Source organism: Streptomyces sp. NPDC005955 (assembly GCF_042871255.1).
In the GTDB taxonomy this organism is placed as follows: Bacteria; Actinomycetota; Actinomycetes; order Streptomycetales; family Streptomycetaceae; genus Streptomyces.
This window is the reverse complement of sequence record NZ_JBIAIF010000001.1, coordinates 26,332-52,846: the sequence shown is the minus strand read 5'-3', so window position 1 is coordinate 52,846 and position 26,515 is coordinate 26,332. Positions and strand designations below refer to the sequence as shown.

Here is a 26,515-nt window from a genome sequence, read left to right as displayed (position 1 = left end):
ACGCCGCCCGGCAGGGGGACCTGACGGTGGATCAGAAGATCGCGAGGCCGATCCTGCCGAGGATGATGCCGGTCCGTTCACCGAAGACGGCGAAGACCGCGAGGGTGGCCAGGGCCAGGGTTCCTACGATGACGAACCAGGTACGGCGGGCTTTCACGATGAGGACTGCCTCTCTCTCACTGGTGAGGGACGGACGGCGGAACCGACCGTGAGAACGGTGTCACAGCGGTCGCGCACCGCGTCGTCGTGGGTGGCGATGACGACCGCACAGCCGCCTTCGCTCATGGTGCGTAGGATGTCGACGACCAGCGTGGTGTTGTCCTGGTCGAGGGCGCCCGTCGGCTCGTCCGCGAGGACCAGGGCGGGCTGCTTGACGAGGAGTCGGGCCAGCGCCACCCGTTGTTGCTCCCCGCCGCTGAGGCGGTGCACCTGCTCCTTCTCCCGTCCGCCGAGGCCCACCCGTGCCAACGCCTCCGCGGTGGTGGGGGCCTTGGCACGGGTGCGGCGCGGGCGCACGGCCACGTCGAGGTTGGCGGCGACGGTGGCGTTCTCGATCAACGCGTAGTTCTGGAAGAGGTAGCCGAGGACGTCCCGCCGGTAGTGCCGGGTGGCGCGCGGGCCGAAGCCCGTGATGTCGCGTCCCTCGTGGCGGACGGCGCCGGACGTGGGTCGGTCGAGCAGGCCGAGGCAGTTGAGCAGGGTCGACTTGCCGGAGCCGCTCGGGCCCACCAGGGCCAGCATCTCGCCGCGCGCCACGGTGAAACCGAGGTCGGACCAGAGGGTGCGCGGACCGTGGGACTTGGACAGGAGCTCGATGTCGATCACGGGGCGTCTCCAGCACGGCGGGGGCTTGCAACAGAACGGCGGGGGGTCACGACCCGGTCGCTCCTTCCTTGACGATGCGGCGGTGGAAGACGACCAGGGCCAGCAGGACGGCGGCGACCTCGATCGCGACGAGTCCCCCGGTGACGCCCAGATCGAGTGCGGTGACCTCGGCGGGCGGACGGGGCGAGGGGATGCCCATCGCCGCGTACCGTTCGAGGTCCTGGTTGCGCTGCCACACCTGGAGGGGGAACCAGACGGCCAGCAGCGCCGCCAGGGCCGCCTCGACGACCAGGATCGGGCGGTGGGTGGCGGCGAACGTCCAGCCGTTGATGTGCCGGGCGAAGATCCGCTGGGAGTTCTTCCGGGAGTGCACGATGCAGACCCCCACCCCGGTGATCAGCAACACCGCGACGGCGACGCCCAGGTTGAACAGCTGGAGTCGGAACTCCCCGACCAGCTCCCGCAGTTTGAGCGCGGCGTTCTCCCCGACGGGACTCATCTCGGTGACGTACGCCTCCAGCCCGTGGCGCTCGACGCCGACCGTGACGTCCTGCGGGTCGTGGAAGACGACACTCCGCTGGGAGGCGTAGGCGGTGTAGCTCTTGTCGCTCAGGTACGGCGACCCGTTCGGGAAGACGACCAGGACGGGGTCCGTGACGAACGACTCGTCGGCGCCCGGGTTCTCGTCGGCGTGCGACTGGCCGCGCGGGTTGTAGGTGAACACGCGCTGGTCGGCTCCGGAGCGCACGGTGTCCAGTCGCGCCCGGGCGACCTTGTCCGGATCGCGCGGGTTCAGCAGGCCGGGGACCAGGGCGGCGAGGTCATCGGCGCGCCGGTCGAGCCCTTCGGGAACGATCAGGCGCACCCGGTCGCGTTCCCCGGTGATCGCCTCGATGGGCCGGCCCCCGGTGTCGCGGACGGGCTGTTCGGCGAGGAAGGACTCGTTGACGAGCAGGATGTCCCCGCGCGGCATCCCGCCCCGGGGCGCCGACCGCTGGAGGTCCCGGTGCCCGACCACGAGGAGCTGGCCGTCCCGGTCGGCCCGGCGCAGCCAACTGCCGACCTCCCGGTCGAGGGTCTCCAGCGCCTCCTCGCTGCCGAGGCTTCCGTTGAGACCGAGCGAGGTGGTGTCGCCGATCCGTGCGTACGCCTTGCTGCTGTCCTGCCGGTCGAGGACGTCCTGCCCGGCGACGGCGACGGAACTGGCGATGCCGAGGGCGAGGACCAGGGCGGGCACGCGCACCAGATAGGCCGTGACGGTGGCGGCGCGGGACGGGATCTCGCCCCTGAGCGCCCGTAGGACGTCGGTCTGGGAGGTCAGCCACAGCATGGCGGCGTGGGCGGCGAGGGCGACGGCGCTCAGGGCCGCCGCCACTGCCGCGGTGATCAGGGCGAACCGGCCGGCCCAGGCCAGGCCGTTGTAGAGGCCGAGCAGGGCCAGGGCGACGGCGGTGACCACGGCGAGCGCCGGGACCCAGAACCGTGCCAGTTGCCGTAGGTCGCGCAGCAGGAGGGCGCCGAACGACAGGCCCTGGAGCCGCAGCACCCCGTACGACTTGGCGTTGAGCAGGACACCGGCGCCGGTCATCGTGATCACGGCGAGGGCGACCACCAGGAAGGAGCGCTGGAGTGCGGTGTCCGCGTGGGTGGCGTTCAACTCCGCGACGGAGTGCGGTTGGTGGACCGTGGAGCGCAGTCCCAGCTCGCTGAACGTCCGGGCGAGCGAGGCGGCGGTGTCCTCCGAGCCGAACACGTAGTAGAAGCCGCGCGGATCGCGCTGGCCCAACTCCGCGAAGGGGTGGGTCTCGGTGACGTAGCCGCGGTTGAACGCGGGGTACCCGTCGGCCAGCCAGTCGGTGCGGGGGCCGTCGCCGGTGAGGTACAGGTGCCGGCGCTCGTACGGTTCCTTGAGGTCGGGGACCTCGCGTCCGACGGTCGCGCGGTGCGTCGCGGAGAACTCCCGCACGGTGCGGTTGACGTCCGCCGCGGCGGTCGAGTCCGGGGCGTCGGTCACCCAGACGACGGCGTCGTGGCCCAACACCCAGTCCTCGTCCATGCTGCGCAGGACCAGGAAGGAGAGGACCGCGGAGAACGCCAGCACGGCGGCGTGGACGAACTTGATACCTCGGTGCAGCATCGATGGCCTAGGTCGGCGCGCTGCGGGAGCGCGCGGGGGTGAGGGGGGTGCGCGGGTCGGTGTGCGGGCAGAGGTGCCGCCCGGGGGGCGGCCGCGGCGGAACGGTCCGGTGCCCCCGGGCGGACGTACTGCGCGTGGGGCCGGGTGCCCGGCCCGGCCCCACGGATCAGCAGGTGGTGCGGTAGTAGGTCTGGTTGCCGCTGAGCTTGGCCTGGACCTGGGTCATGGACCAGGTGCCCTTGGCGGCCTCGTCGCTCTGGATCGTCTTGCCCACGGACGTGGAGCCGTGACACTTGTCCTTGTGGTAATAGTCCGACCAGACGTTGGCGGTGCCCGCGCCGTGGTCCCATATGCCTCCGCCGATGTTCTGCACGACGGCGAACGCGGGGGTGGCGGTGGCGGCGACGAGCGCTCCGGCGGCCACGGCGACCTTGATCCGACGCTTGATGGACATGGTGAACCTCCTGATGACACGTGAAACTGCGGTGATCGCCACGGAGAATCGCAAGATCGTCATTGAGCTGTCAACGAGATGGTTGAGCGAAGACGCGCCAAAATGGCTGGTTCGCTTATTGGCGTGACCGTCATGGGCATGACTTTCCTGGTGAGCCCCAAGGGGGGCGCCGCACGGGCCGTTCGTCAGGCTTGGCCGAAAGTTGACCATGATTCAGCCCGGCGGCCTGACCTGCTGAACCCCAGGTCAGGCCGGGTGTGGCGGGTCGCACGGGGGGGCACGGGAAAACCCCTCCACCAGTCAGCGGGGAGGGGAACCCGCCAACCCGGGGTCGGGGAAGACCCGGCGATGGGGGGACACAGAGGGGCGCCGGAGCCCCCATGGGCCAAGGGGGGCTCCGGCGCGGGCCGGTCGGTCGGCGGTGTCCGACCGGCAGGGATGGGCACGTGAGCGGAGGAGGGTCCGCTCAACCCCCGCGTGCCGCTTTGGCTTCGGCTTCCGCCGCTGCCCTGCGGGCCTCCAACCGGGCGGTGGCGCCGGCGCGGTCCCGGGTCGGCAACCCGGTCGCACCGTGTTCGCCGGCCCGGCCGACCGAGCCGGTGGGCGCCGGCTCGGTTGCCGCCGGACCGGTGGCGGCCGGTCCGGCGGCGGTCTCGGTGAGGAACCGCTCCGCGCCCGTGGGGTGCGCAGCGTCCTCGCCCGGGGCCGCCGGCACGGCGGTGGGCCGAACGGCCCCGGGGGTGGAGTGGTGCGCACCACGGGCACAGTGCGGGTGTCCCCCCGGGGCGGTCGCCCCGTGGTGGGGGTGCGCCGAGCGGGCCGACTGGTCCCGGTCCGGATCGGCGGGGTGGGCGGGCACCGGGTGGGGGGTGGTGGAACGGGTGTACGCGTGGGAGTGCGTCGTGCGGTCAGCGGGGGACGGAATGCCGTTCAGCAGGGTGCGGGACGAGCCCTCGGCCTTCAGGTCGGGCCGTAGCTCCGGGCAGTCCTCGTCCTGACAGGCGGTCAGGAAGGTGTGCAGGGAACGGAGCAGCTGGAACAGGCCGTCTTCTTCGTCGGCCGTCAGCCTCGGTTTCATCGCCGGCTCCCCTCGCCGTGGGTCGGGGCGGCCCACTCGCCGTTCGGGTCCCAGTAGGCGCCCGGAGCGGGCTCCGGGTAGACCGGCTGCTGGCCGGTGGTGTCGTGCGGCTGGTACTGCGGACCGGCCGGGTACGGCTGCTGCGGGTAGGCCTGCTGCGGGTACGGGTACGGCTGGTAGTGCGGGGGCGAGTAGTGCAGGTGGTGGTGCACCTGCCCCGGGTGCGTGGCGTACGGCTGGGTCTGCGTGGGGTGCGCCTGCCCCGGGTGGTACTGCGGGTGGTGTCCGGGGTGGGTGTGCTGGGGGTGCGGGCGGGCGTATCCGCCGGCGTGCGTGGGGTGGGCGTGCGGCTGGCCCTGGGCGGTGGAGTGCTGGTACGCGGCCTCCTGGTAGGGCCGGGAGCGCTCGTGCGTCGGGGGCAGGGTGTCCGTGAAGTCCGAGGCGGACGGTGCCGGGTGGGTCCCCGGGTGGGCGCCCGGTCCGACGTTCTCGCCCACGCCGGCTCCGACCCCGTTCCCGCTTCCGGGCAGCTCCGCGGTGACCTCCACCGGGGTCTGCTGGTCGGGGGTCCCGCTCAGCTCGGGCTCGTCGAGCCCGCTGGTCGCGTCGACGTCCTCGGCGTCTTTGGCGCCCTTGGCGTCGGGCAACCGCACGTCCACGTGCAGGGCGCCCGCCTTCTTGCGCTGCTCGCCCCACTCCTCGATCTGACTGCGGCAGGCGAGGTCCAGGTGCGACAGCTTGGTGGCGTCGACGTGCACCCGCGGCAGGTGGGAGATGGCCTCCAGCGCCTCGATCAGCCGGGGCAGGCGCAGGAAGGTCGCGTTGCCGCGCAGCTCCAGCCGGCCGGTGTCACCCTTGATGGTCTCCTTGATGCTCATGTGCGACATCCGCAGCGCCACCAGGACCACGGCGACCGCGAGACCGGCGAGCACGCCCTCCAGCAGGTTGGCGAAGAAGATGGCGGCCGTCGTGATGATCATGACGATGCCCTCGCCGCGGTCCGTCTTCCACATCTTGACGAACGCGGGCGGGTTGAAGAGCTTCCAGCCCGCGTGCAGCAGCACACCGGCGAGCACGGCGATCGGGATGAGGCCCAGCAGACCGGGCAGCAGCAGACCGAAGCCGAGCAGCCAGACACCGTGCAGGATGCGGGAGAGCTTGGTCTTGGCGCCCGCGTTCACGTTGGCCGCGCTGCGCACGATCACCGCGGTCAGCGGCATGGCGCCGACCAGGCCGGAGGCCGCGTTGCCGACGCCCTGGGCGAACAGTTCCTGGTTGTACTTGGTCCGCGGGCCGGTGTGCATCCGGTCCACGGCCGCCGCACTGAACAGCGACTCCGCCGAGGCGATCACCGTGAAGGTGATGATCATGATGAGGACGTCGGGGGCGAAGAGGTGGCCGAGCGCATCGGGGGTGGGGAAGGAGATGGCCTCGATCATGTTGCCGAACTCGACCTTCTTGACGTCGAATCCGGGCATCACGCCCACGACGCAGCCCAGGACCACCGCGATCAGCGGGGCCGGGACCTTGTTCAGCGGGGCGGGCATCTTGTACCAGACGAAGCACAGCACGATGGCCATCAGGCCCAGCACCAGCGCCGCGACCTTCTGCGGGTTGCCCGCGACGGCCGTGGCCAGGTCGCCGAGGCCGCCCACGTTCTTCAACGGGGTGCCGAGCTGCTTGGAGTCCACCAGCGCGTAGATCTGGCTGAGGATCAGCGGCAGGCCGATGCCGGCGAGCATGCCCTGGACCACCGAGAGGGAGATGGACTGGAACAGTCCGCCCGCCTTCAGCACGCCCAGCGCCATCTGGATGAGGCCGCTCATGAGCACCACCGGGCCGAGCAGCTCGACGCCGTGTTCGGTGGTGAACTCCAGGACCAGGACCGCCAGGCCCGCCGCGGGGCCGGACACCTGGAGGGAACTGCCGGGCAGGAAGCCCACGATCAGACCACCGATGATGCCGGTGATGATGCCGAGGGCGGGTGCGACGCCCGATGCCGCCGCGACACCGATGCAGAGGGGGAGCGCGACGAGGAAGACGACGATCGACGCCATGATGTCGGTGCCGAGCGCGTCCTTCATGGAAGGCTCCGCGTTCGACATCTTGGGACCGCTACCGCTGCTCTCGGTGGAGCCGGGGTTGGAGTCGGGACTCCGTCGCGCGTGGCGTCCCGTACTTCCTGCGCGTATTCGGTCAGTTGACACAGCGATCGTTCCTTTCACCGCATCCGGCCGGCCGGTCCGGTGCGCCATGGGGGAGCGCGGGGCCGACGACCAGGTGCGTCCGTGGGGGGTTGGGGTGAGGGAACGGGACCCTGGGGGAGGGGTCCCGGGGACCGGCTCTCGGGCCGGTTCACGAGGTGCCCGTGCGAGGGGTTGTCGCAGGTGTCCGGTACGGGACGGCGCGTCCGCACGTGAGTGCTGTCCGGGCCGTCCGCGCGGGGCGTGGTCCGTCCCGTACCGGTGCGGGGCGCGGGAGCCCCGCCGGAGCCGAGCCGCATCCGGGGTCCTGACGGGCGGACGGGGGGCCTGAGCCCTGGCCCCGCGCCGCGTCCGCCGGGCCCCTGGACCGGCCCGGCTCCGAGCTCAGTGACGGTGGAAGGCGCCGTCGTTCTCGTCGAGTTCGTGGATCTCGGCGGTGTCCACGCGGTAGAACCAGCCGTGCAGCCTCAGCCGCCCGTCCGCCACGGCCGTGTGCACCTCGGGGTAGCCGCGCAGGGTCTCCAGCTGGGAGACGACGTGGGTCTGCACGAAGGTCGACAGCGTCGGGTCCTCGGGCGGGCTGCCGAGGATCGGGGCCAGTCCGGGACGGGCGAAGGACACCCACTCCGCCACGCTCGGCAGGGCGGTGAGGTCCTGCTCCTGGGCGACCGCGGCGATGGCGCCGCAGTGCGAGTGCCCGCAGACGATGATGTCCTGCACCCGCAGCACGTCGATCGCGTACTGGACGGTGGCAGCCTCGCCGGACTGCCGCCCGGGCCGGTACGGGGGGATGATGTTGCCCGCGTTGCGCAGTTCGAAGACCTCGCCCGGCGCGGAGCCCATGATGAGCGAGGGCACGATCCGCGAGTCGGAACAGGTGATGAAGAGGGTCCCGGGACTCTGACCGGCGGCGAACTGCCGGTACATCTCGCTCTCCGGCGCGACACGCTGTTGGAAGGTGCGTGCGTTGTCGAGAAGTTTCTTCATGGGGTGCTCCTGGCTGAACCAGTGGTCGCAGCCTGTGAAAGGCTATGGCCACTGCGGGAGTTGGGACATCCGGGGGTGGATGTCTTGGCCCGGAAGCATGCGGGTAGGTGATGAGTCACCCGTGAGATCGCCGTGAGAGACCTCTCACCGGGCCGACAACGTTGTCAGAGCGGGTGTCCGCCCAGGTGAGTGGGCACGGACATGGGCTGTCCGATGCTGTGCGGTGACGGTGGTTTCGGGGCGGTCCACGGGCCGGGACGCGGTGTTCACGGGGGTCGCGGTGCTCACCGGGGGCCCGGGGGCCGCGGTGCTCACGGGGGCCGCGGGGGGCGAACGTCCCTCGGGGCGCGCGTGGGCGGGCCGGTGCGGGCCGGGGGCGGTGCTTCGGGGGTGCGTCGGCGGACGGGGCCCCTGCCGGGGTCTCCGGGAGGGGCCGCTCCGGTCCGCCGTGACGTGACGGGGAATCACGTTCCGGTGGTGCGAGGGGCACCGGACCCGGACGGTGCCGGGTCCCGGTGGCGTGAGGGGACGGGCCCTTCGGGGGTGGGGTTCGGGCCCTGGTGGGGGTGGAGGTACAGGGGGGTGGTGCAGGGGGGTGAGGGGGTGCGTCGGGACGGGCCCGGCGCGGGGCGGTGGCCCGGGTCCGGTCAGGCCCGCAACCGGTAGCCGACGCCGCGTACCGTCTCCACCCGGTCGGGACCGAGCTTGCGGCGCACGTAGCGTACGTACACGTCGACGATGTTGGACCCGGGGTCGTAGTCGAACCCCCAGACCCGGCTGAGGAGTTGTTCCCGGGTGAGGACCTGGTCCGGGTTGCGCATGAACACCTCCGTCAGCGCGAACTCCCGGGCGGACAGCTCCGCGACCCGTCCGTTCACATGGACCCGTCGGGTGCGCAGGTCCAGGACGAGGTCGCCGGCCCGCAGCAGCGAACCCTCCGGTCCGCCCTCGGCCCGCAGCCGCAGCCGCACCCGGGCGAGCAGCTCCTCGAAGGCGAACGGCTTGGAGACGTAGTCGTCGGCGCCGCCCTCCAGTCCCGCGACGACGTCGGAGACGCTGTCGCGGGCGGTGAGGATCACCACGGGCAGGGTCACCCGTAGTTCGCGCAGCTTCCGCAGCACGGTCAGACCGTCCACCGCGGGCAGCCCGAGGTCCAGGATCATCAGGTCGCAGTTGCCCGCCCTGGCCTGTTCGTAGGCGGACAGTCCGTCACCCACCACGGAGGTAGCGAACCCATATCCCCTTAAGCCTCTTTCCACGAAAGAGGCGATTCCCGCCTCGTCCTCCGCTATGAGAATCCGGTGCATGGTGTCCTTCCTCCCAGGGGTAGTAGGCCGGCAGATCCAGCACGAAGCGGGCGCCGCCGGTCTGGGCGTCCTCCACCCAGGCGGTGCCGCCGTGTGCTTCGGCGATCTCCCGGACGATGGCGAGCCCGAGCCCGATGCCCGTGCCCGCCCGACCGGAACCCGACTTGCCCGCCGCGCCGATCAGATTGGCCTGGGCGAACCTGTTGAAGATCCGTTCCTTGTCCATCGGTCCGACGCCCGGTCCGGTGTCCCGGACCCACAACAGCACCCGGTCGTCCCGGATGGTGGACCCCATTTCGATGAGATCGCCGTCCAGAGTGTGCCGTACGGCGTTCGCGGCCAGTTGGATCAGGGCCTGGGTGAGCCGCTGACCGTCCACCAGCACGGTCTCCTCGGAGACCGCGGCGACCCGCCAGTGGCGGCTGCCGAGCGCCCGGGCCTTGGCGACGACGTCCACGATGAGATCGGTGAGGTTGGTCTCACCCATCGTGAGGAAGTCGGGTCGTTCCGCCTTGGCGAGGGTGAGGAGGTCGTCCACGATCCGGCTCATCCGGTCGAGTTCGTCCAGCACCAGGGCCCGGGTGGCGGCCCGGTCCTCCGGCCCGAGTTCGCGGGGGCCGCCGTTCCAGGGTGACCAGGCGTCGAGCACCGGCACCTGGCCCTCCCAGACGGTTCCGCCGCGGACGCCGCCCGCGGTGACGCCGTCCATCAGTTCCAGGTGTCCGCGCACCACCGTGATGGGGGTGCGCAGTTCGTGGCCGACCTCGTCGAGGAACCGGCGTTGCGCGGTGAACGCCTGCTCCAGTCGGTCCAGCATCCGGTTGAAGGTGTGGGCGAGGGCGGCGACGTCGTCGTGCCCGGCCACGTTCAGCCGCTGGGTGAGGTCGGACTCGCTGATCCGCGCGGCGGTCTGGCGGACCAACCGGACCGGTGCGAGCACCCGTCCGGCGACCAGCCAACTGGCCAGCCCCGCGAAGACGAGTGCCCCGAGCCCGGTGGCCAACAGCATCTTCGCCAGCCGTCGTTGCTCGGACAGCTGCCGGTCGCGGAATTCGAGCAGGACGAGCCGGATGTCCCGGGTGTCCCCGGCGACCCGGACCGGCACCACGCCGTAGCGGACCCGGCCCTTCGAGGTGTCCAGCCAGCCCGTCTGGGTCTTGGCCCCGCTGAGCGAGGCCAGTTTGCTGACCACCTCCGGCTTGTTGTCCAACCGCAGGGGCGGGTCCTTCGGGCTGCGGCGATCGGCCCGGCCGTCGACGATGCTGAAGAACGTCTCGTCCCGGTTGGGCAGGTTGACCGTCATGAACCGCATCAGCAGCACCGAACCGTCGGTGTACTTCTGGCCGTTCTGGTCGCGTTGCTTCGCGAAGTGACGGAGGTTCTCGACCTCGCGCTGCAACTGGTCGTCGAGCTTCGCGTCGAGCTGGGCCTGCCAGACGACGATGAGGCCGACGGTGGGTGCCGCGATCGCGGCACCCACCAGGAGCATCATCCAGCCCACGATCCTCGACCGGGCGCTGGCGGTGTGCCTACGCACTCCTAGTCGTCGCCTCCTTCCTCTCTCTCGCCGATGCTCACGTCATCGTTCTCGTCGCTGTCGCCACGGCCCTCGTCCTCGTCGTCCTCGCTCCGGTCATCGTCGGGGAAGGGGGGTCTGTTGGCGCTGTGCGGTGGAGTGGGGGTGGGTACGGGGCGGCCACCGGGCGGTCCGGTGGCCGAGGGGCTCGATCCGGCACGGTGCCCCGGGGGGAACGGCACCGCCGTCGGGAGCGAGGACGCGCTGGGGGTGGCCCTCACCCCCGTACTACTGGGGTCGGGTAGGGGGGTCTTCGGGCCCTGGGGCGATATGGGGGGCGGCGAGACCGTCTGCGAAGGGGCGACATCGCTGGCTTCGGGTCCACTCACGTCGATCACGGGCCCCAGGTCAAGGGGCTCGTTTCCGTCGACGAGGGCCCGCCCGGCCACCATGCCGGCACCCGCGAGGGCTGCCACCACCGTGATCGCCAGATTGGCCTTCCTGAGTCTCATAGGGAGAGTGTCCAGTCCAATCAAACAGGTGACGGAAAAGAGGAGAGGATTCTCATGTCGTATGCGGCTGAAGTGGACTTTGGGTCATCCGGGAGTTGAGTTTCGGTCGTTGTCGGCAAGGTTTTCGGCTCCGCAACTCCCGGGCGCACGACCTGTGCTGCCAGGAGATACGTGGTGAGCGAGGTATCTGTTCAGTAGGGGCGCGTAGGGGCGCGCGGGGGGTGCAAGGGGCGGACGTGGACCGTGTCCACCTGGGAGGACGGGGGGAGTCGGGCGGGGAATTTGCCGGGAATCAGGGGGTTCTCGGGGTCCGGTGTGAGAGAGGGCTCACCCATTGTTCGAGCCCCACATGAGAGCGCGTCCGGGGCCTCGGGGCGGCCGCGCTCCGGGCGTTCCCGCGCGCCACCCCCCGTGCGCCGGAGCGGGGGTTCGGCCCGCGCCCCCGGGCTGACGTGCGCAGACGAGCACGAGGCGAACAAGTCCGGTCAGTTGCGCCGATATGGTCGGTGGGCCCGCCGACCTCACCACAATGTGCGCATGGGTGACGACTGGAAGCGACAGCTCGACCGGGTGCACGAGGGCCTGGTCCAACGGGACGACCCCGCCGAGTGGGTCACCGAGGCGGATGCGGTGGAGGCGTCCTACCGCTATCCGCACCTGCTCCTGCGGGGGCCGGTCTTCGGGCTCGCCGTGCAGGAACCCGACGGCGAGCGGCGGTGGAGCGTGCTCACGCCGGTGGTCGCGGGCCGCCCGCAGGAGGCCCGGGACTCGCTCAACTCCCATCTGTGGTTCAAGGCCAAGGACGACACCGATGACCCCGCCGCCCGGCGTGAACTCCTCGCCGCGGTCGCGGTGCTGGAACGCGAGCCGGTCAACGAGGTGGCGGCGCTGGGGCGTCGCTACCGGGTCGTCCGCGGGGACGAGTTCGCCCGGGGCGGCGCCGAAGGGCTGGAGCCCCCGCGGTCCACCGACCCCGAACCCGCGGACCGTTCCTGGGAGTTCCCGAAGGACGGCACCCCGCTGCCCGAGGTGGGCACCGCACTCGACCCCGCGGGGGAGCGGGGGCTCATGGCCGAGGCCCTGAAGCTGGCCCTGCGGGACTTCTGCTACCAGGGGACGTCCTTCTCCCGGGGGATGCGCGAGGACAGCGCCCGGGCCGTGCGGACCCATCCCGAGGTGGCGCTGCTCCCGGTCGGGTTCTGCGTGGCCGAGCGGCAGGGCGAGCGGTGGCGGCCCCGGGGTGCGCTGGCGCCGACCCCGCACGATGCGCGTCGGCTCCTGTTCGACGCGCTGCGGGACTTCTGGCCGCGGGCGCTGGGGCTCGACGCGCGGCGGACGGCGGCTTATGCGCGGGCCGCGGAGCGGTTCCGGGCGGCGGCCCGGGCGGACGAGGTGCGGGTCGGGGGGGAGCACTTCCGGGTGTGCCGGATCGAGCGGATGGTGCGGTGGGGGGTGGACGGGCCCGAGGGGCCCCGGGCCTCTGACGTCGATGCGTACGGGCCCGAGCGGATGCATCCTCGGATGGACGAGGACGGGACCGTCCACTTTGACGAGTAGCTGTTGCTGTTGCTGGCGTCGCGCGGTGCGTTGTCCCGTGCGGGTGCGCTGTGGTTGCTCGCGCCGTTCCCCGCGCCCCTTGGGGGTGCCTCCTGCGGTGGGTGCTCGGCTGCGGGTGCGCTGTGGTCGCTCGCGCCGTTCCCCGCGCCCCTTTGGGTGCGTTCACCTGGCGGTGTGTGGTCCTGGGCGGGTGCGCGGTTGCTTTGCGCCGTTCCCCGCGCCCCTGTCGGGGCGCCGCGTCTCGGGGGTGGGGGGAGTGCCCCGAAAGGGGCGCGGGGAACTGCGCAACAGTGGAGCGCACCTGTGCTGGACAACGGAGGCCCACGAACAAGGGCAGCGCACCCGTGGCGGAATCCGTACGGTTACTTAGGTTAACCTAAGTTCATGCCGGTTGCTGCAATCTCAGGACGTCCGTGGGGCGAACCGCCCCCGAGCACCCCGCTCCGCTGGTCCGACCCAGCGATCGGCGGCGCCGAGGTGCCGCCGCCCTACCTCCTGACCACCGCCGTGTTCGACGGGACCGAGCCGAACGGCGCGGCCCGCCCCGGCGTGCACACGCACACCGACGCCCTCCTCGTCTGGCCGCACAGCGGCTCGATGACCCTGTGGACCCCCGCCACCGTGCGCCGGCTCGTGCCCGGCCAAGGCGTCTGGGTGCCGCCCGGCACCCCGCACGCCGCCGCCTCCGACCCCGGCAGCGTCGCCTGCTACACGTACGTGACCCGGTCCGCCGCACCCCGCGACTGGTCGGCGCCGCGCGCCCTGCGGGTCGGGCGGGCGCTCCAGGAGATGCTGCTCCACCTCGACGCCACCGCCATGGACGACGACCTGCGGCTGCGCACCCAACGGGTCGTACTGGAACACCTCCAGGACGACCCGCTGCCCGCCCTCGACGTACCGGTGCCCGAGGACTGGCGCATACGGTCCCTCGCCCACGACGTGCTGGGCGACCCGGACAGCGATCTGTCGCTGGAGGACCTCGCCGCCCGCCACGGGCTGAGCGTGCGGACGGTCACCCGGGCCTTCGCCCAGGACATCGGGATGCCGTTCACCCGCTGGCGCGCCCTGGTGCGGATGTCCGCCGCGATCACCCTGCTCAGCCAGGGCCAGCCGGTGAACCTCGTCGCGCACCGCTGCGGCTACTCCACCACCAGCGCCTTCAGCGCCGCCTTCCGGCGGGTCATCGGGAGCAGCCCCACCGAGTACCTGCGGGCCCTGCCCGCCTCCGCCTCCTGACCCCCCGATCGGCGGGTGGCCGATTCGCGACGCACCCTGGCCGTTGCGCGACGCCCGACGACCGTCCGGTTCCCTAGCGTGGAGCGAAGTGAGGGTTGCCTAACTTGAGGTGCGCGCAGCCGTAGGCACGCGTGTCGCACCGCGGCGTTCGGCTTTCACCATCCGCCCGTCGTCGTGCCGCACCGCGGTGCGCAGTACCGAGGAGAAGCATGTCCCTGCCCACGGCCGCACCGAAGGCCGCCCCCGCCGCCCGCCGACGCGGGGCGTGGACCCGCGTCGCGGGGCTGGCGTTCGCCGCCGCGCTCGTCCTGACCGGGTGCGGAGGCGGTACGACGGATTCCGGCGGCACCGACGGGGAGGCCGGGAAGAAGGACAAGACCGCCGCGGGCTCCGCCGCCTTCCCGGTGACCATCAAGCACGCCCACGGCAGCACCGAGATCACCGAGAAGCCCCAGCGGGTCGTCGCCCTGAGCTGGATGTCCCCGGACGTCGTCGCCGCGCTCGGCGTCGTCCCCGTCGGCGTCGACGAGCAGTGGGGCGGGGACAAGGAAGGCCACACCCCCTGGTTCCGCACCCAGGTCGAGAAGCTCGGCGGGAAGATGCCCGAGGTCCTCAAGCAGGGCGACTCGGGCGAACTCGACTTCGAGCAGATCCTCTCCCTCGAACCCGACCTGATCGTCGGCCTCTACTCGGGCCTCAGCGACGTCGACTACAAGCGCCTGGGCGAGATCGCGCCCACCCTCCCGTACCTGAAGAAGCCCTGGGACGGCGGCACCTGGCAGAGCATGACCCAGACCATCGGCAAGGCCCTCGGCGAGAACGAGAAGGCCGAGGAACTCGTCACCGACGTGGAGGGGCAGCTCGCCGACGTCGCCCGGGACAACCCGGAGTTCAAGGACACCACCTTCGCCTACGGGCTCGGCCTGGCCCCCGGCTCCACCGAACTGGGCCTGTACCTGAACTACGACCCGCGGGTCCGGCTGCTCACCGAGATGGGCTTCAAGAACACCCCCTCGATGCAGCAGATCGCCGACACCGCCAAGGGCACCAACTGGTACGGCGGCGTCAGCCTGGAGAAGCTGGACACCATCGAGGCCGACGTCTTCGTGGCCTGGGCCAACGGCGACGGCGAGGTCAAGCACAGCCTCAAGGACCCGCTGTTCACCCGCTGGGAGCCGATCGAGGCGGGGCGCTACGCCTTCGTCCAGGACCCGACCCTCGGCATGGCGACCAGCGGTCCGAGCGTGCTGTCCATCCCCTGGGCCATCGAGCGCTACGTGCCGATGCTGGCCGACGCGGTCGCCGGCAAGGGAGTGAAGGGCGTTCCCGAGAAGGCCCCCGCCGGCAACGGTTCCTGACCCGCACCCCGCCCCCACCCACGAGGACCCACCCCGTGACGATCACCTCACCCCCCGGTGGGACGGCCCCCGCCCGCGCGGGGGCGGCGTCGGGCCCGCACTCCGGTGCGGGCCCGGCGGCACGCCACCGCCGTCGTCTGCCGGTCCTGCTGGCCGCCGTCGTCCTGCTGCTCGCGACGGCCCTGCTCAGCCTCATGGTCGGCGCCCGCGCCATCGACCCCGCGACCGTCTGGGACGCGCTGGTCGGCGTGGCCCGGGGCGTCGACCCGGCGACGCTGTCCGACGAACACGTCATGGTCCGCGAGGGGCGGCTGCCCCGCACGGTGATCGGACTGGTCGTCGGCGCCGCCCTCGGACTGTGCGGTGCGCTCATCCAGGCGTTCACCCGCAACCCCCTGGCCGACCCCGGAATCCTCGGCGTCAACGCGGGCGCCGGCTTCGCCGTGACCTTCGCCGTCGGCGTGCTCGGCTTCACCGACCCCGCCGTCTTCGTCTGGTTCGCGCTCGCCGGGGCGTTCGCCCTGACCGTGCTCGTCTACGTCCTCGGCTCGCTCGGCCTGCACGGGGCCACCCCCGTCAAGCTCACCCTCGCCGGAGTCGCCCTCACCGCGGTCTTCGGCGGATTCACCTCCGCACTGACCCTCAAGGACACCACCACCTTCGACGCCGTGCGCTTCTGGGACGTCGGCGCCCTCGGCGGACGGTCCCTCGACGTCTTCTCCGTCGCCGGACCCCTGCTGGCCGTCGGCGCGGTCCTCGGACTGATGTGCGCCCGGCCGCTCAACGCCCTCGCCCTCGGCGACGACGCCGCCAAGTCCCTGGGCGCCCGGATCGGCCTGACCCGGGTGAGCGTCGTCCTCGCGGTGACGCTGCTCGCCGGGACCGCCGTCGCCGTCGCCGGACCCATCTCGTTCGTCGGACTGATGGTGCCGCACATCGTGCGCTGGGTCACCGGCCCCGACCAGCGCTGGATCCTGCCGCTCACCGTGCTCGTCGCACCCTCCTTCCTGCTCGCCGCGGACATCGTGGCGCGGGTGGTGCTGCCGTCCGGGGAACTGCGGGTCGGCCTCGTCACCGCCCTGGTCGGCGCGCCCGTCCTCGTCGTCCTCGTCCGGCGCCGGAGGGCGAGCGGCCTGTGACCACCGAACCCGCCCCGTCGCCCGCCGCCGCCCAGGAACCCGAACCCGCCATGACCCGCACCCGCACCGCGCCCCCCACCACCGTGGACCTCGGCCGCGCCAGCTGGACCTGGCGCCGGCTGGGCCTCGCGTACCTCATCGACCGGCGCACCGTGCTGGTCTGCTGCGCGCTGCTCGCCGCCGTGCTCGCCCTCGGCGTCCTGACCCTGGGCACCGGCTCCCGCTCGCTGACCGCGGGGCAGGTGCTGACCGCGCTGTTCGACCCGGACTCCGACCCCCGCAACCGGCTCGTCGTCGTCACCTGGCGACTGCCCCGGCTGCTGCTCGCCCTGCTGTGCGGGGCCGCCCTCGCGATCAGCGGCGCGATCTTCCAGTCCCTCACCAAGAACCCGCTCGGCTCCCCGGACGTGATCGGCTTCTCCGCCGGCTCCTACGCGGGCGCCACCGTCGTCCTGGTGCTGATCGGCGCCACCGACTACCTGTCCGTGGCGACCGGTTCGCTGATCGGCGGGGCGATCACCGCGTTCGTCGTGTACGTGCTCGCCTACCGCGACGGGCTGCAACCGTTCCGACTCATCATCGTCGGCATCGCCGTGGGCGCCGGGCTCGGCTCCCTCACCTCCATGCTGCTGCTGTCCGTCAACGCCAAGCAGGCCATGCTCGCCGCGAGTTGGGCCGCCGGCTCGCTCAGCGGGCTGGGCTTCGAACAGTTCCGACCGGCCGCCGTGGTGTTCGCCCTGCTGCTGGTGTGCGCCGTCTTCGTGGTGCGGCCCCTGACCCATCTGGAGATGGGCGACGACACCGCCCTCGCCCTCGGCGTACGGGGCGGGCGCACCCGGCTCGCCGCGACCGTCGTCGGCGTCGCGCTCACCGCCCTGGTGACCGCCGCCGTCGGCCCCATCGCCTTCGTCGCCCTGGCCGCCCCGCAGATCGCCCAGCGACTCACCCGCAGCGCCACCACGCTGCGCCTTGCGCCGGTCGCGCTCACCGGGGCACTGGTCCTGGTCGCCGCCGACTACGCGGCCCAACGCATCGACCTGCCCGTCGGCGTGGTCACCGTCTCCGTCGGCGGGCTCTACCTCGCCTGGCTGCTCGCCGGCCAGTACGCCCGCCGCCGCTGACCGCGCCCCGACGCCCCCCGTCCCGCCCCCGCTCCGAGGAAGCCGCATGCCCCCGACGACCGACCGCACACCCACCGCCGAGCCGGCGGCCCCCGCCCCCGAGGCACCCGCGGCCCGCCTGGAAGTACGGGACGTGACCCTCGGCTACGCCCGCCACCCGGTCGCCGAACACCTCGACCTGACCATCCCGGACGGCTCCTTCACCGTCATCATCGGACCCAACGCCTGCGGCAAGTCCACCCTGCTGCGAGCGCTGTCCCGACTCCTCGCCCCCGCAGCCGGGCAGGTCGTCCTCGACGGCCGCCCGATCGCCGCCTACCGGGCCAAGGAGGTCGCCCGCCGCCTCGGACTGCTCCCGCAGACCTCCCTCGCCCCGGACGGCATCACCGTCGCCGAACTCGTCGCCCGCGGGCGCTACCCGCACCAGAAGCTCACCCGCCAGTGGACCGCCGACGACGAGCGGGCCGTCGCCGAAGCGATGGACGCCACCGCCGTCACCGACCTGTCCGGCCGGCTCGTCGACGAACTCTCCGGCGGCCAGCGCCAGCGCGTGTGGGTGGCCATGGTGCTCGCCCAACGGACCCCGATCCTGCTGCTCGACGAACCGACGACGTTCCTCGACATCGCCCACCAGATCGACCTGCTGGAACTCTTCACCGACCTGCACCGCGCCGGCCGTACCCTCGTCGCGGTCCTCCACGACCTCAACCACGCCGCCCGCTACGCCACCCACCTGATCGCCCTGCGCGACGGCCGGGTGGTCGCCGAGGGGCCGCCCGCGGACGTGATGACCGCGGAACTGGTGCAGGAGGTGTTCGACCTGCCGTGCCGGGTGGTGCCCGACCCGGAGACCGGCACCCCCCTGGTCGTGCCGCTGGCCCGCCGCCGGGACCCCGCGTGAACCACCCGCCCCACGACGCCCCGGCCCCGGCCCCGCACGACGCAGCCGCCACCCCCGGCGGGCTCTTCCGGCTCGTCCTGCTGCACGGCGGGCGCGGCGTCCGGCTCGCCCTCACCACCCTCGGCTTCATGGCGCACCAACTGTGCGAGGCGCTCGTCCCCATCGTCGTCGGCCTGGTCATCGACCGGGCGATCGCCCCCGGCGACCCGTCTGCACTGCTGCGCTGGCTGACCGTGCTCGCCGGCGTGTTCGTCGTCCTGTCGCTGTCCTACCAGCGTGCCGCGGCGTCCATGGTCACCGTCTACGGGTACGCCGAACACGAGCTGCGCCAGGCCACCGTGACCCGGCTCCTCGACCCGCGCGGGCTGCGCCGCCGCCCGGGCCCCGGCGAGGCGCTGGCCCACGTCACCTCCGACACCTACCGGGTCGCCGGCGTGTCCTGGAGCGTCGTCGAACAGGCGGCCACCCTCACCGCGATCCTCACCGCCTCCGTCGCGCTGCTGCTGATCTCCGTGCCGCTGGGCATCGGCGTGATCGTCAGCACCGTCCTCGTCCTCGTCCTGATGCGTCGGCTGTCGATGCCGCTGGAAGCGCGCGGTCACGCCGAACAGGGCTCCGCGGCCCGGGCGGGCGAGGTCGCCACCGACATGATCACCGGGCTGCGGGTCCTCGTCGGGATGAACGCCCGCGCCGAGGCCGCCGCCCGCTACCGGACCGCCAGCGACTCCTCGCGCCGGGGCGCGGTCGCCGCCGCCCGGGCCGTCCTCGCGTACACCGGGCTGAGCGTGGCGCTGTCCGGAGTGTTCCTCGCCGCCCTGGCCACCGCCGCCGGACTGCTCGCCCTCGACGGGCATCTGACGGTGGGTCAGCTCGTCACCGTGCTCGGGCTCGCCCAGTTCCTCCAGGGCTCCCTGGCCCATGTGGGGACGTTCGCCGCGAACTGGTCCCACAAGCGCGCCTCCGCCCGCCGCCTCGCCGACCTCCTCAACGAACCCCCGGCCGCCCCCGGCCCGGACACCCCCGTCCCCGGCCCGGACGCCCCCGCCGACCTGGTCTGGCACCCGCCCGGCCACGGCACCCCGGTGAAGATACCGACGGGCACCCTGGTCGGCGTCGTCCCCCGGCACCCCGCCCACGCCCGTGACCTCAGCGACCGCCTCGGCCACCGCGTGCCCCCGCCCCGCGGCGAACTCCTCATCGGAGGACGGGACGCCGCCGACCTCGGCCCCGACGGCGTCCGCGCCCACATCACCGCACCCCCGCACCACGGCAGCCTCTTCACCGGCACCCTGCGCGCCAACCTCACCCCGCCCGGCGGCACCCCCGACCCGGCCCTGCTGCGCGCCGCCGCCCTGGACGACGTGCTCGAACACCTCGGCGGACCCGACGCCGAGGTCGGCGAAGAGGGCCGGCGCCTCTCCGGCGGACAGCGCCAACGGCTGCTGCTCGCGCGGGCCCTGCACGCCGACACCCCCGTCCGCGTCCTCGACGAACCCGCCACCGCCGTGGACCCGGTGACCGAACGCCGCATCGCCGAAGGACTGCGCGCACTGATGGGCACCACCGTGCTCATCACCACCAGCCGCATCCTGCTCTCCACCTGCGACCAGGTGATCGACCTCAGCGCCACGCCCGGCGCCCCCGAGCCGAACGGAACACCCCGGTGACGCCCACCCCCCGCACCCCCGCCGGGCCGCTGCCCACCGCCACCCCGCGCCGGGCCCGCCGCGAGACCGCCCGGCGCCTCGCCCGGCACCGGGGGCGCCTGGCGACCACCACCCTCGTCCTGCTCGCCGGCACGGCCGTCACCCTCACCGCCCCACCCCTGCTCGGCCGGCTGGTCGACACGGTCGCCGGAGCGGACGCGGCCGGCACCGACCGCGCCCACGTCCTGACCCTGGGCGCACTGCTGGTCCTGGTCTCCCTGGTCGGCGCCGCCCTCACCTTCCTCGGCGGCCGGATGCTCGTCGGCCTGGTCCAGGACACCCTGGCCACCCTGCGCGAGGACGTGTTCGAGGCGGCGGTGCACCTGCCCGCCGAAACCCTCGAAGCCACCGGCAGCTCCGACGTGGTCTCCCGGGTCACCGGCGACGTGGAAGCCATCTCCGAAGCCGCCTCCGACGTGCTGCCCACCCTCACCGGCGCGGCCCTCACCATCGGGCTGACCCTCGCCGGGCTGGCCGTCCTCGACCCGCGCCTCGCCCTCGCCGGCCTGGTGTGCGTACCGGTCCAGTGGTACGCGACCCGCCGCTTCCTCGCCCGCTCCCACCTCGTCTACGGGGACGTGCGCCGACTGGAGGCCGACCGCGGACAGACCGTCATCGAGGCGGTGCGGGGCGCCGAGACGATCCGCGCCTACCGGTCCCAGGAACACCACCTCACGGAACTCGCGACCCGCAGCACCCGGGCCGTCGTCCGCCAACGGGACGGCGTCGGCCTCGCCAACCGCTTCTACGGCGGCCTGCACGTCGCCGAGTTCCTCGGCCTGTCGACCATCCTGGCCACCGGCTACCTGCTGCTCGACGCGGGGGCCGTCACCCTCGGCACCGCCACCGCCGCCGCCCTCTACTTCCACCGGCTGTTCGGCCCGATCGGGTCCCTGCTCACCAGCCTCGACGACATCCAACGGGCGACGGTCGGCCTCACCCGCCTGATCGGCGTCACCGACCTCGCCCCCGCGCCCCCGCACCCCGCGCCGACACCAGCGAAGGCCGGCGCCGCCCCGCCGCCGGTCTCGGTGTCCGGCGTCTCGTTCACCTACGCGGGCGCGAGCCGCCCGGCCCTGGACGACGTCACCCTGCACGTCCCCGGCGGCGCCACCGTCGCCCTGGTCGGCGCGAGCGGCTCCGGGAAGAGCACCCTGGCCCGGCTGATCGCCGGCACCGGCCGCCCCGACCGGGGACGCGTCACCGTCGGCGCGGACGACGCGTACCGCGCCCGCCGCACCTACCTGGTGACCCAGGAGGTCCACCTCTTCGGCGGCACCCTCGCCGACAACCTCACCCTGGCCGCCCCGACCGCCACCCCCGACGAACTCGCCCGCGCCCTCGCCGAGTCGGGGGCCGCCCGGGCCCTGCCCGAAGGCACCACCGCGGACACCGTCCTCGGCGGCCCGGACGGCACCCCCCTGGACGACGGCACCGTGCAACACCTCGCCCTGGCCCGGGTGCTGCTCGCCGACCCGCCGCTGGTCGTCCTGGACGAGCCCACCGCCGAGTCGGGCCCCGCCACCCGCGCCCTGCTCACCGACGGACTGCGCCGCGTCACCCGGGGCCGCACCAGCGTGATCGTCGCCCACCGCCTCGAACAGGCCCGCGACGCCGACCACATCGTCCTCCTCAACTCCGGACGGGTCGCCGAGGAGGGCACCCACGCGCACCTGCTGTCCCTGGCGGGTGAGTACGCGGCCCTGTGGCAGGCGTACACCCCGTCCCCCGAACCCTCCAAGGAGCACTGAACCATGACGATCCACCGCGCCACCGTGTCCCGCGTCCAGCGCCTCTCCGACAGCATGGTCCGCATCACCCTGACCGGCGGGGACGTGCCGGACTTCGTCTCGACGGGCGTGGGCGACGAGTACGTGCGCCTGTTCTTCCCGCACGGCCCCGACCGCCAGGACCTCTCGCTGCCCGTCACCACCGACACCGGCTGGGAGACCCCCGAGGGCCGCCCCACCGCCCCCATGCGCACCTACACCATCCGCGCGGTGCGCCCCGCGGCCGCCGAGATCGACATCGACTTCGTCATCCACGACCACGGCGTAGCGGCCACCTGGGCGGCGGCGGCCCGGCCCGGCGACCCGCTCGGCCTGAACGCCCCCACCGGCCTCTACGACCCGCCCGCCGACCTCGCCCGCCAGGTCCTCGTCTGTGACCTGACCGGCCTGCCCGCACTGGCCCGCATCCTGGAGGACACCCCGGAGTCGGTCGTCACCCGGGCGGTCGTCGAGATCCCCGACGACGGCGCCCGGCAGCCGCTGCCCGAGCACCCGCGGGCCAAGGTCACCTGGACCCACGGCGGCAACGGCCACGGCCCGAGCCGCCTGGCGGACCTCGTCACCACGGCGCTCCCCGAACACAGCGACCTCACGGGCACGTACATCTGGGTGGCCGGCGAGACCACCGCCCTGCGCAGCGTCCGCAAACACCTGCGCAAGACCCTGGCCCTGCCCACGGACCGCTTCAAGGTCGTCGGCTACTGGGCCCCGGGCGCCGACAGTTGGACCGAGCGCTACGAGGCCCTGCCCGCGGACGTCAAGGCGGAGCTGACGGCGCTGTGGGACGACCCGAAGGGCGATCTGGAGGACGTCACCATCGCCTACGAGGACCGCCTCACCGGCCTCGGCCTCTGACCGACCCGGGTGCCCGACCCGGCCGGGACGACGGGCCCGTGCACGTGGGCCGTACGGCGGGGCCAGGGGGTGTCTGACAATTCCCCGTGACGCCGCGGGGAATTGTCAGACACCCCCTAGTTCACCCCTCCGACCACGGCCCGCCCCGTCGCGCCGGCCGCGGCGAAGAACGGGACGAGGTCGTCGAGGTCGCGTTCCTCCCGCCCCTCGTCCCAGTCGGAGGCCCGCACGGTGCGCGACCACCTCTCGGCCGCCAGGCCCTGCGCGACCTGCCCCACCTCGTCCGGAGGGAGCACGAACGCCGGCCCGTGCCGGAACCCGTACCCCTCGACGACCGCGCACCCCCGTCCGACGGCCCGGGCCAGCCAGGGGAAGGCGGTCGGCCAGTAGCCCGCCCCGTGCTCGACCCGTGCGCGGTCCTCGGCGAGTTCGCGCAGCGTGCGGTGGTCGTGCCCGAACGAGTCGGCGACCGGACGGAAGCCGGGCCGGGCCTCCCCCCGGAAGAACAGCGCGTCGAGCACCGAGGGGCGCGTCCGCACCTCCTCCAGCAGCGACGGCGTGACCTTCACCAGGTGCAGCCACATCGACACGGGCGTCACGCTCCTCACCGTGGCCGCGGGGCGAGGCGGTTTCCCCGCCCCGCGGTCGTCACCGAAGTGACGGAACGAGAACCGTACGGGTCGCCGCCCGCGCCTCAGGCACCGGCCGCCGGACGCGGGGCGCGCCGCATCGGCCACAACGTCGGCCCGCCCCCGGGCAGTTCCGCCCCCGCGAGCACGGTGAAGCCGAAGTGCTCGTAGACGGGGATGTTGGACTCCTTGGAGGAATCCAAGTACACGGGCAGGCCCGCCGCATCGGCCCGGGCCAGCCCCGAACGCAGCAACGCGGACCCGTGCCCCTGCCCCCGGACGACCGGGTCGGCGCCGAGCACGGCCAGGTACCAGTGCGGTTCCGTCGGCGCGTGCGCGGCCGCCCCCTCAAGCGCCTCGCGGAACAGCGGTCCCTGCTCACCGAGGACGTCCACCAGTTCCTGGACGGTCTCCGCGTCGGGCATCGCCTGCGCCCCGGGCGCCACCCAGAACGCGGCCGCCGCACCGGTGCGTTCGCACAGGCCGTGACGGGCGTAGTGCCGGGTGAAGATCGTGGTGAAGTAGCGGTCCAGCCGGACCGCGCGGGTGGCCTCGTCGGGCAGGAACCAGCGCATCATCGGGTCGTCGGCGAAGGCGCCGGCCAGGGTGCGGCTGACCGCCCGGGCGTCGTCGAGCGTGGCCCTCTCGGGGGTGTTCGATATCGGCATACGGGCCATTCTGCACCGGTGATGATCTTCGTCGGCGGCGGGGGGCAGCTCCCGCGCGCGGGATGCCGACGGTCCGGGACTCAAGCCCGGATGGCGTGTGCGGCCCGCCCCGAGCGAGGCGGAGCGGGACGGGTACGAGGACATTCCTCCACTGCTTCTGCCTGTTCACCCCGCCGGGTGCACGTGATGCTCTTGCTAAGGACTGTTGGCGGTGCGTCGGCCAAGGTGATCGCCCTGTGGAGGGCAACTGGTCTTCACTCGTCACGAGTTGCGGGTTGCTGTGTGACGCAGCCCCTGACAGGAGGAGTGTCCGTGACCGAGGTCCACCGATACGACATCGACGCGGTGAGGGCGTCCTTCCCCGCCCTTGCCGCCGGGTCGGCGCACTTCGACGGCCCGGGCGGGACCCAGGTCCCCCAACAGGTCATCGACGCCATTGCCAAAGCGCTTTCCGAGCCCTTGTGCAATCGGGGTGCCCACACCGTGGCGGAGCGCAACGCGGAAGCCGTGGTGGTCGAAGCGCGGCGTGCGTTCGGTGACTTCTTCGGGGCCGATCCCGCGGGAGTGGTCTTCGGGCGGAGTTCCACACAGTTGGCGTACGACTTCTCGCGGACCCTCGCGCAGGGGTGGAATCCCGGTGACGAGGTGGTCGTCACGCGTCTCGATCACGAAAGCAATGTCAGTCCGTGGGTCCAGGCTGCTGCTCGTGCCGGAGCCGTGGTGAGGTTCGCGGGCTTCGACCCCGAATCCGGTGAGTTGCGCCCCGAACACATTCAGGATGCGCTGTCGGATCGGACGCGGCTCGTGGCCGTCACCGCTGCCTCGAATCTGATCGGCACCCGCCCCGACATCCCCGCCATAGCGCGGCTGGTGCATGACGCCGGTGCCGTTCTCTTCGTGGACGGCGCCCAGTACGCAGCCCATGCGAGCATGGACTTCACGAGCATGGGTGCGGACTTCCTGACGTGTTCCGCCTACAAGTTCCTCGGTCCGCACCTTGGTGTGCTGGTCGCCTCCCCCGATCGCCTCGAAGGATTGGATCCAGACAAGCTTTCGGCCTCGACGAACTCGGTCCCCGAGCGATTCGAGTTGGGGATCCTTCCCTACGGGGTGCTCGCCGGGGCCCGGGCCGCAGTCGACTTCTGGGCCCAGCTGAGCCCCCGGGGTACGGGGACCCGGCGTGATCGGCTCGTGGACGCGCTGAGCGCAGTGGAATCCTACGAGGAGGCCCTGCTCCAGACCGTGGAAGGGGGGCTCAAGAGCCTCGACGGCGTCAACGTGTGGTCCCGGGCTACCGTGCGCACCCCCACCTTGCTGGTCACCTTTGACGGGCATGACGCCCATGACGTTCGTGACCACCTCGCCACGCGTGGGGTCGACGCCGGCGCGGGAACGTTCTATGCCCGGGAGGCGTCCAGGGTCATCGGCCTCGGCGACCGGGGTGGACTGCGCCTCGGGCTTGCCCCCTACACCTCCATCGAGGACGTGGACCGCCTGCTGGTGGCGCTTCACGAGTACCTCCGCTGAATCCCGCCGGCCGGTACGTTCCCCGCCGGGAGGCCGCACTCCGCTACCCGGCCCGGCGCCGTGAACGGCGAAGGGGGAATCCGTCGGCCGGTGCTTTCCCAACGTGCACTCCAAAGAAGGAAGTCGGATGGCTAAGGCTGCGGTGAACGAAACCTGGATACGCCGCTTCTCTGACGACGACCGGTCTCTGCCGTTCGTCTGCTTCCCCCACGCCGGCGGTTCGGCGAGCTACTTCCGGCCCCTGTCCCGGGCCCTGCAGGGGAGACTCGACGTCATGGCCGTTCAGTACCCCGGGCGCCAGGACCGTCGCCAGGAGCCGTGTCTGACCACGATCACCGAGCTCGCGGAGGAGTCGTACCGCGCGCTTGAGCCGCTCTTCCGGCATCCCCTCGCGTTGTTCGGCCACAGCATGGGGGCGGTCATCGCCTTCGAGGTCGCCCGACGCATGAAGACCCGGCTGAACGTCGACCCGGTGGCCCTCTTTCTCTCCGGACGCCGGGCCCCCTCCGTACACCGTGAGGGGCGGGTCCATCTGCTCGACGACAGGGACCTCGCCGGTCACCTGCGTGAGACGAGCGGTACCGATGCGCGGATCCTGGAGGACCCGGAGGTGCTCAAGATGATCCTTCCTCCGCTGCGGAGTGACTACCGGGCCATCGAGACGTACCAGTACGAGGCCGGTCCGGAGTTGGACTGTCCGATGGTCACCCTGGTCGGCCAGCAGGACGAGACCGCGGGGGTCGAGGATGTCGCCGCGTGGCAGGACCAGAGCCGTGGGCCCTTCTTCTTGGAGCAGTTCCATGGTGGCCACTTCTACCTCGCGGATCACATGGACGCAGTGGCCGATCTCGTCAGTCAGCGGGTGCTGGTGGGGCCGGGCTGACGTCGTCCGTCGGACGTCTGCCGCGGAGCGGGCCTTCTGCCGTCCCTTCTTCCTGTTCTGCCGTGGTCGTGCCGGAGACACTTGGTGAGGTAACCGACCCCGACCAGTTGTCGGTGAATCCGGTG

General features: G+C 72.4%; 24 protein-coding genes. 12 read left to right on the top strand and 12 right to left on the bottom strand.

The features are described from left to right. Positions 1-31: 31 nt before the first annotated feature. The 4 genes from ACFYOU_RS00150 to ACFYOU_RS00135 all read right to left on the bottom strand — a co-directional run bounded on the left by ACFYOU_RS00150 (position 32) and on the right by ACFYOU_RS00135 (position 3,416). Positions 32-157, bottom strand: a complete 126-nt coding sequence (locus tag ACFYOU_RS00150) for a hypothetical protein (RefSeq protein WP_389772498.1) — start codon at positions 155-157, stop codon at positions 32-34. Beyond that, complete coding sequence (locus tag ACFYOU_RS00145) at positions 154-825, bottom strand: ATP-binding cassette domain-containing protein (protein ID WP_391302281.1); 672 nt, start codon at positions 823-825, stop codon at positions 154-156. Before ACFYOU_RS00145 ends, ACFYOU_RS00150 begins: the two co-directional genes overlap by 4 nt. Before the next feature lie 46 nt (positions 826-871). Further along, complete coding sequence (locus ACFYOU_RS00140) at positions 872-2,962, bottom strand: hypothetical protein (protein WP_391302278.1); 2,091 nt, start codon at positions 2,960-2,962, stop codon at positions 872-874. Positions 2,963-3,128: 166 nt separating this feature from the next. Then, a complete protein-coding gene (locus tag ACFYOU_RS00135; RefSeq protein ID WP_391302276.1) occupies positions 3,129-3,416 on the bottom strand; it encodes a lactococcin 972 family bacteriocin in 288 nt (95 codons plus the stop codon). On the opposite strand from ACFYOU_RS00135, the gene ACFYOU_RS00130 reads away from it, so the two are divergent. Next, on the top strand, positions 3,415-3,543 hold the full coding sequence (locus ACFYOU_RS00130) for a hypothetical protein (protein ID WP_391302274.1): 129 nt from the start codon (positions 3,415-3,417) through the stop codon (positions 3,541-3,543). The genes ACFYOU_RS00135 and ACFYOU_RS00130 overlap by 2 nt on opposite strands. A 339-nt stretch (positions 3,544-3,882) precedes the next feature. On the opposite strand, the gene ACFYOU_RS00125 is transcribed toward ACFYOU_RS00130, so the two are convergent. The 6 genes from ACFYOU_RS00125 to ACFYOU_RS00100 all read right to left on the bottom strand — a co-directional run bounded on the left by ACFYOU_RS00125 (position 3,883) and on the right by ACFYOU_RS00100 (position 11,020). Then, positions 3,883-4,494 (bottom strand): hypothetical protein, encoded by a 612-nt coding sequence (locus ACFYOU_RS00125; RefSeq protein WP_391302272.1) that lies wholly within the window; start codon positions 4,492-4,494, stop codon positions 3,883-3,885. Continuing rightward, positions 4,491-6,551, bottom strand: a complete 2,061-nt coding sequence (locus ACFYOU_RS00120) for a SulP family inorganic anion transporter (protein WP_391303747.1) — start codon at positions 6,549-6,551, stop codon at positions 4,491-4,493. Before ACFYOU_RS00120 ends, ACFYOU_RS00125 begins: the two co-directional genes overlap by 4 nt. A gap of 531 nt (positions 6,552-7,082) precedes the next feature. After that, positions 7,083-7,685 carry a carbonic anhydrase gene (locus ACFYOU_RS00115; protein WP_389772514.1) on the bottom strand — a complete coding sequence of 201 codons (603 nt, stop codon included), beginning with the start codon at positions 7,683-7,685 and terminating at the stop codon, positions 7,083-7,085. 647 nt (positions 7,686-8,332) lie between these two features. Continuing rightward, positions 8,333-8,992 carry a response regulator transcription factor gene (locus ACFYOU_RS00110; protein ID WP_385492005.1) on the bottom strand — a complete coding sequence of 220 codons (660 nt, stop codon included), beginning with the start codon at positions 8,990-8,992 and terminating at the stop codon, positions 8,333-8,335. Continuing rightward, positions 8,895-10,484 carry an ATP-binding protein gene (locus ACFYOU_RS00105; protein WP_391303746.1) on the bottom strand — a complete coding sequence of 530 codons (1,590 nt, stop codon included), beginning with the start codon at positions 10,482-10,484 and terminating at the stop codon, positions 8,895-8,897. Before ACFYOU_RS00105 ends, ACFYOU_RS00110 begins: the two co-directional genes overlap by 98 nt. A gap of 47 nt (positions 10,485-10,531) precedes the next feature. After that, the gene (locus ACFYOU_RS00100; RefSeq protein ID WP_391302269.1) at positions 10,532-11,020 is read right to left on the bottom strand and encodes a hypothetical protein; all 489 of its coding nucleotides are present in this window, start codon (positions 11,018-11,020) and stop codon (positions 10,532-10,534) included. 537 nt (positions 11,021-11,557) lie between these two features. Here ACFYOU_RS00100 and ACFYOU_RS00095 point away from each other — a divergent pair. The 9 genes from ACFYOU_RS00095 to ACFYOU_RS00055 all read left to right on the top strand — a co-directional run bounded on the left by ACFYOU_RS00095 (position 11,558) and on the right by ACFYOU_RS00055 (position 22,683). Further along, on the top strand, positions 11,558-12,577 hold the full coding sequence (locus ACFYOU_RS00095; RefSeq protein WP_391302267.1) for a DUF5954 family protein: 1,020 nt from the start codon (positions 11,558-11,560) through the stop codon (positions 12,575-12,577). A gap of 384 nt (positions 12,578-12,961) precedes the next feature. Beyond that, positions 12,962-13,813 carry a helix-turn-helix domain-containing protein gene (locus tag ACFYOU_RS00090; RefSeq protein ID WP_391302265.1) on the top strand — a complete coding sequence of 284 codons (852 nt, stop codon included), beginning with the start codon at positions 12,962-12,964 and terminating at the stop codon, positions 13,811-13,813. A gap of 209 nt (positions 13,814-14,022) precedes the next feature. Further along, entirely contained in the window at positions 14,023-15,171 is a 1,149-nt protein-coding gene (locus tag ACFYOU_RS00085; protein ID WP_391302263.1) for an ABC transporter substrate-binding protein, read from the top strand. Positions 15,172-15,206: 35 nt separating this feature from the next. Beyond that, positions 15,207-16,310 (top strand): iron chelate uptake ABC transporter family permease subunit, encoded by a 1,104-nt coding sequence (locus ACFYOU_RS00080; protein ID WP_391302261.1) that lies wholly within the window; start codon positions 15,207-15,209, stop codon positions 16,308-16,310. A 50-nt stretch (positions 16,311-16,360) separates the two neighbouring features. Further along, positions 16,361-17,431, top strand: coding sequence for an iron chelate uptake ABC transporter family permease subunit (locus ACFYOU_RS00075; protein WP_391303745.1), 1,071 nt, complete (start codon positions 16,361-16,363; stop codon positions 17,429-17,431). Between the two features lie 46 nt (positions 17,432-17,477). Beyond that, positions 17,478-18,332, top strand: coding sequence for an ATP-binding cassette domain-containing protein (locus ACFYOU_RS00070; RefSeq protein ID WP_391302259.1), 855 nt, complete (start codon positions 17,478-17,480; stop codon positions 18,330-18,332). Next, on the top strand, positions 18,329-19,999 hold the full coding sequence (locus ACFYOU_RS00065; protein WP_391302257.1) for an ABC transporter transmembrane domain-containing protein: 1,671 nt from the start codon (positions 18,329-18,331) through the stop codon (positions 19,997-19,999). The genes ACFYOU_RS00070 and ACFYOU_RS00065 overlap by 4 nt, the downstream gene beginning before the upstream one ends. Continuing rightward, complete coding sequence (locus ACFYOU_RS00060) at positions 19,996-21,789, top strand: ABC transporter transmembrane domain-containing protein (protein ID WP_391302255.1); 1,794 nt, start codon at positions 19,996-19,998, stop codon at positions 21,787-21,789. The genes ACFYOU_RS00065 and ACFYOU_RS00060 overlap by 4 nt, the downstream gene beginning before the upstream one ends. A gap of 3 nt (positions 21,790-21,792) precedes the next feature. Further along, complete coding sequence (locus ACFYOU_RS00055; RefSeq protein WP_391302253.1) at positions 21,793-22,683, top strand: siderophore-interacting protein; 891 nt, start codon at positions 21,793-21,795, stop codon at positions 22,681-22,683. Between the two features lie 116 nt (positions 22,684-22,799). On the opposite strand, the gene ACFYOU_RS00050 is transcribed toward ACFYOU_RS00055, so the two are convergent. Beyond that, positions 22,800-23,282, bottom strand: coding sequence for a hypothetical protein (locus tag ACFYOU_RS00050; RefSeq protein WP_391302251.1), 483 nt, complete (start codon positions 23,280-23,282; stop codon positions 22,800-22,802). A 95-nt stretch (positions 23,283-23,377) separates the two neighbouring features. Next, complete coding sequence (locus tag ACFYOU_RS00045) at positions 23,378-23,989, bottom strand: GNAT family N-acetyltransferase (RefSeq protein ID WP_391302249.1); 612 nt, start codon at positions 23,987-23,989, stop codon at positions 23,378-23,380. Between the two features lie 297 nt (positions 23,990-24,286). Here ACFYOU_RS00045 and ACFYOU_RS00040 point away from each other — a divergent pair, with 297 nt between their 5' ends. Further along, positions 24,287-25,507, top strand: a complete 1,221-nt coding sequence (locus tag ACFYOU_RS00040) for a cysteine desulfurase-like protein (protein WP_391302247.1) — start codon at positions 24,287-24,289, stop codon at positions 25,505-25,507. A gap of 127 nt (positions 25,508-25,634) precedes the next feature. Continuing rightward, on the top strand, positions 25,635-26,390 hold the full coding sequence (locus ACFYOU_RS00035) for an alpha/beta fold hydrolase (protein ID WP_391302245.1): 756 nt from the start codon (positions 25,635-25,637) through the stop codon (positions 26,388-26,390). Positions 26,391-26,515 lie beyond the last annotated feature (125 nt).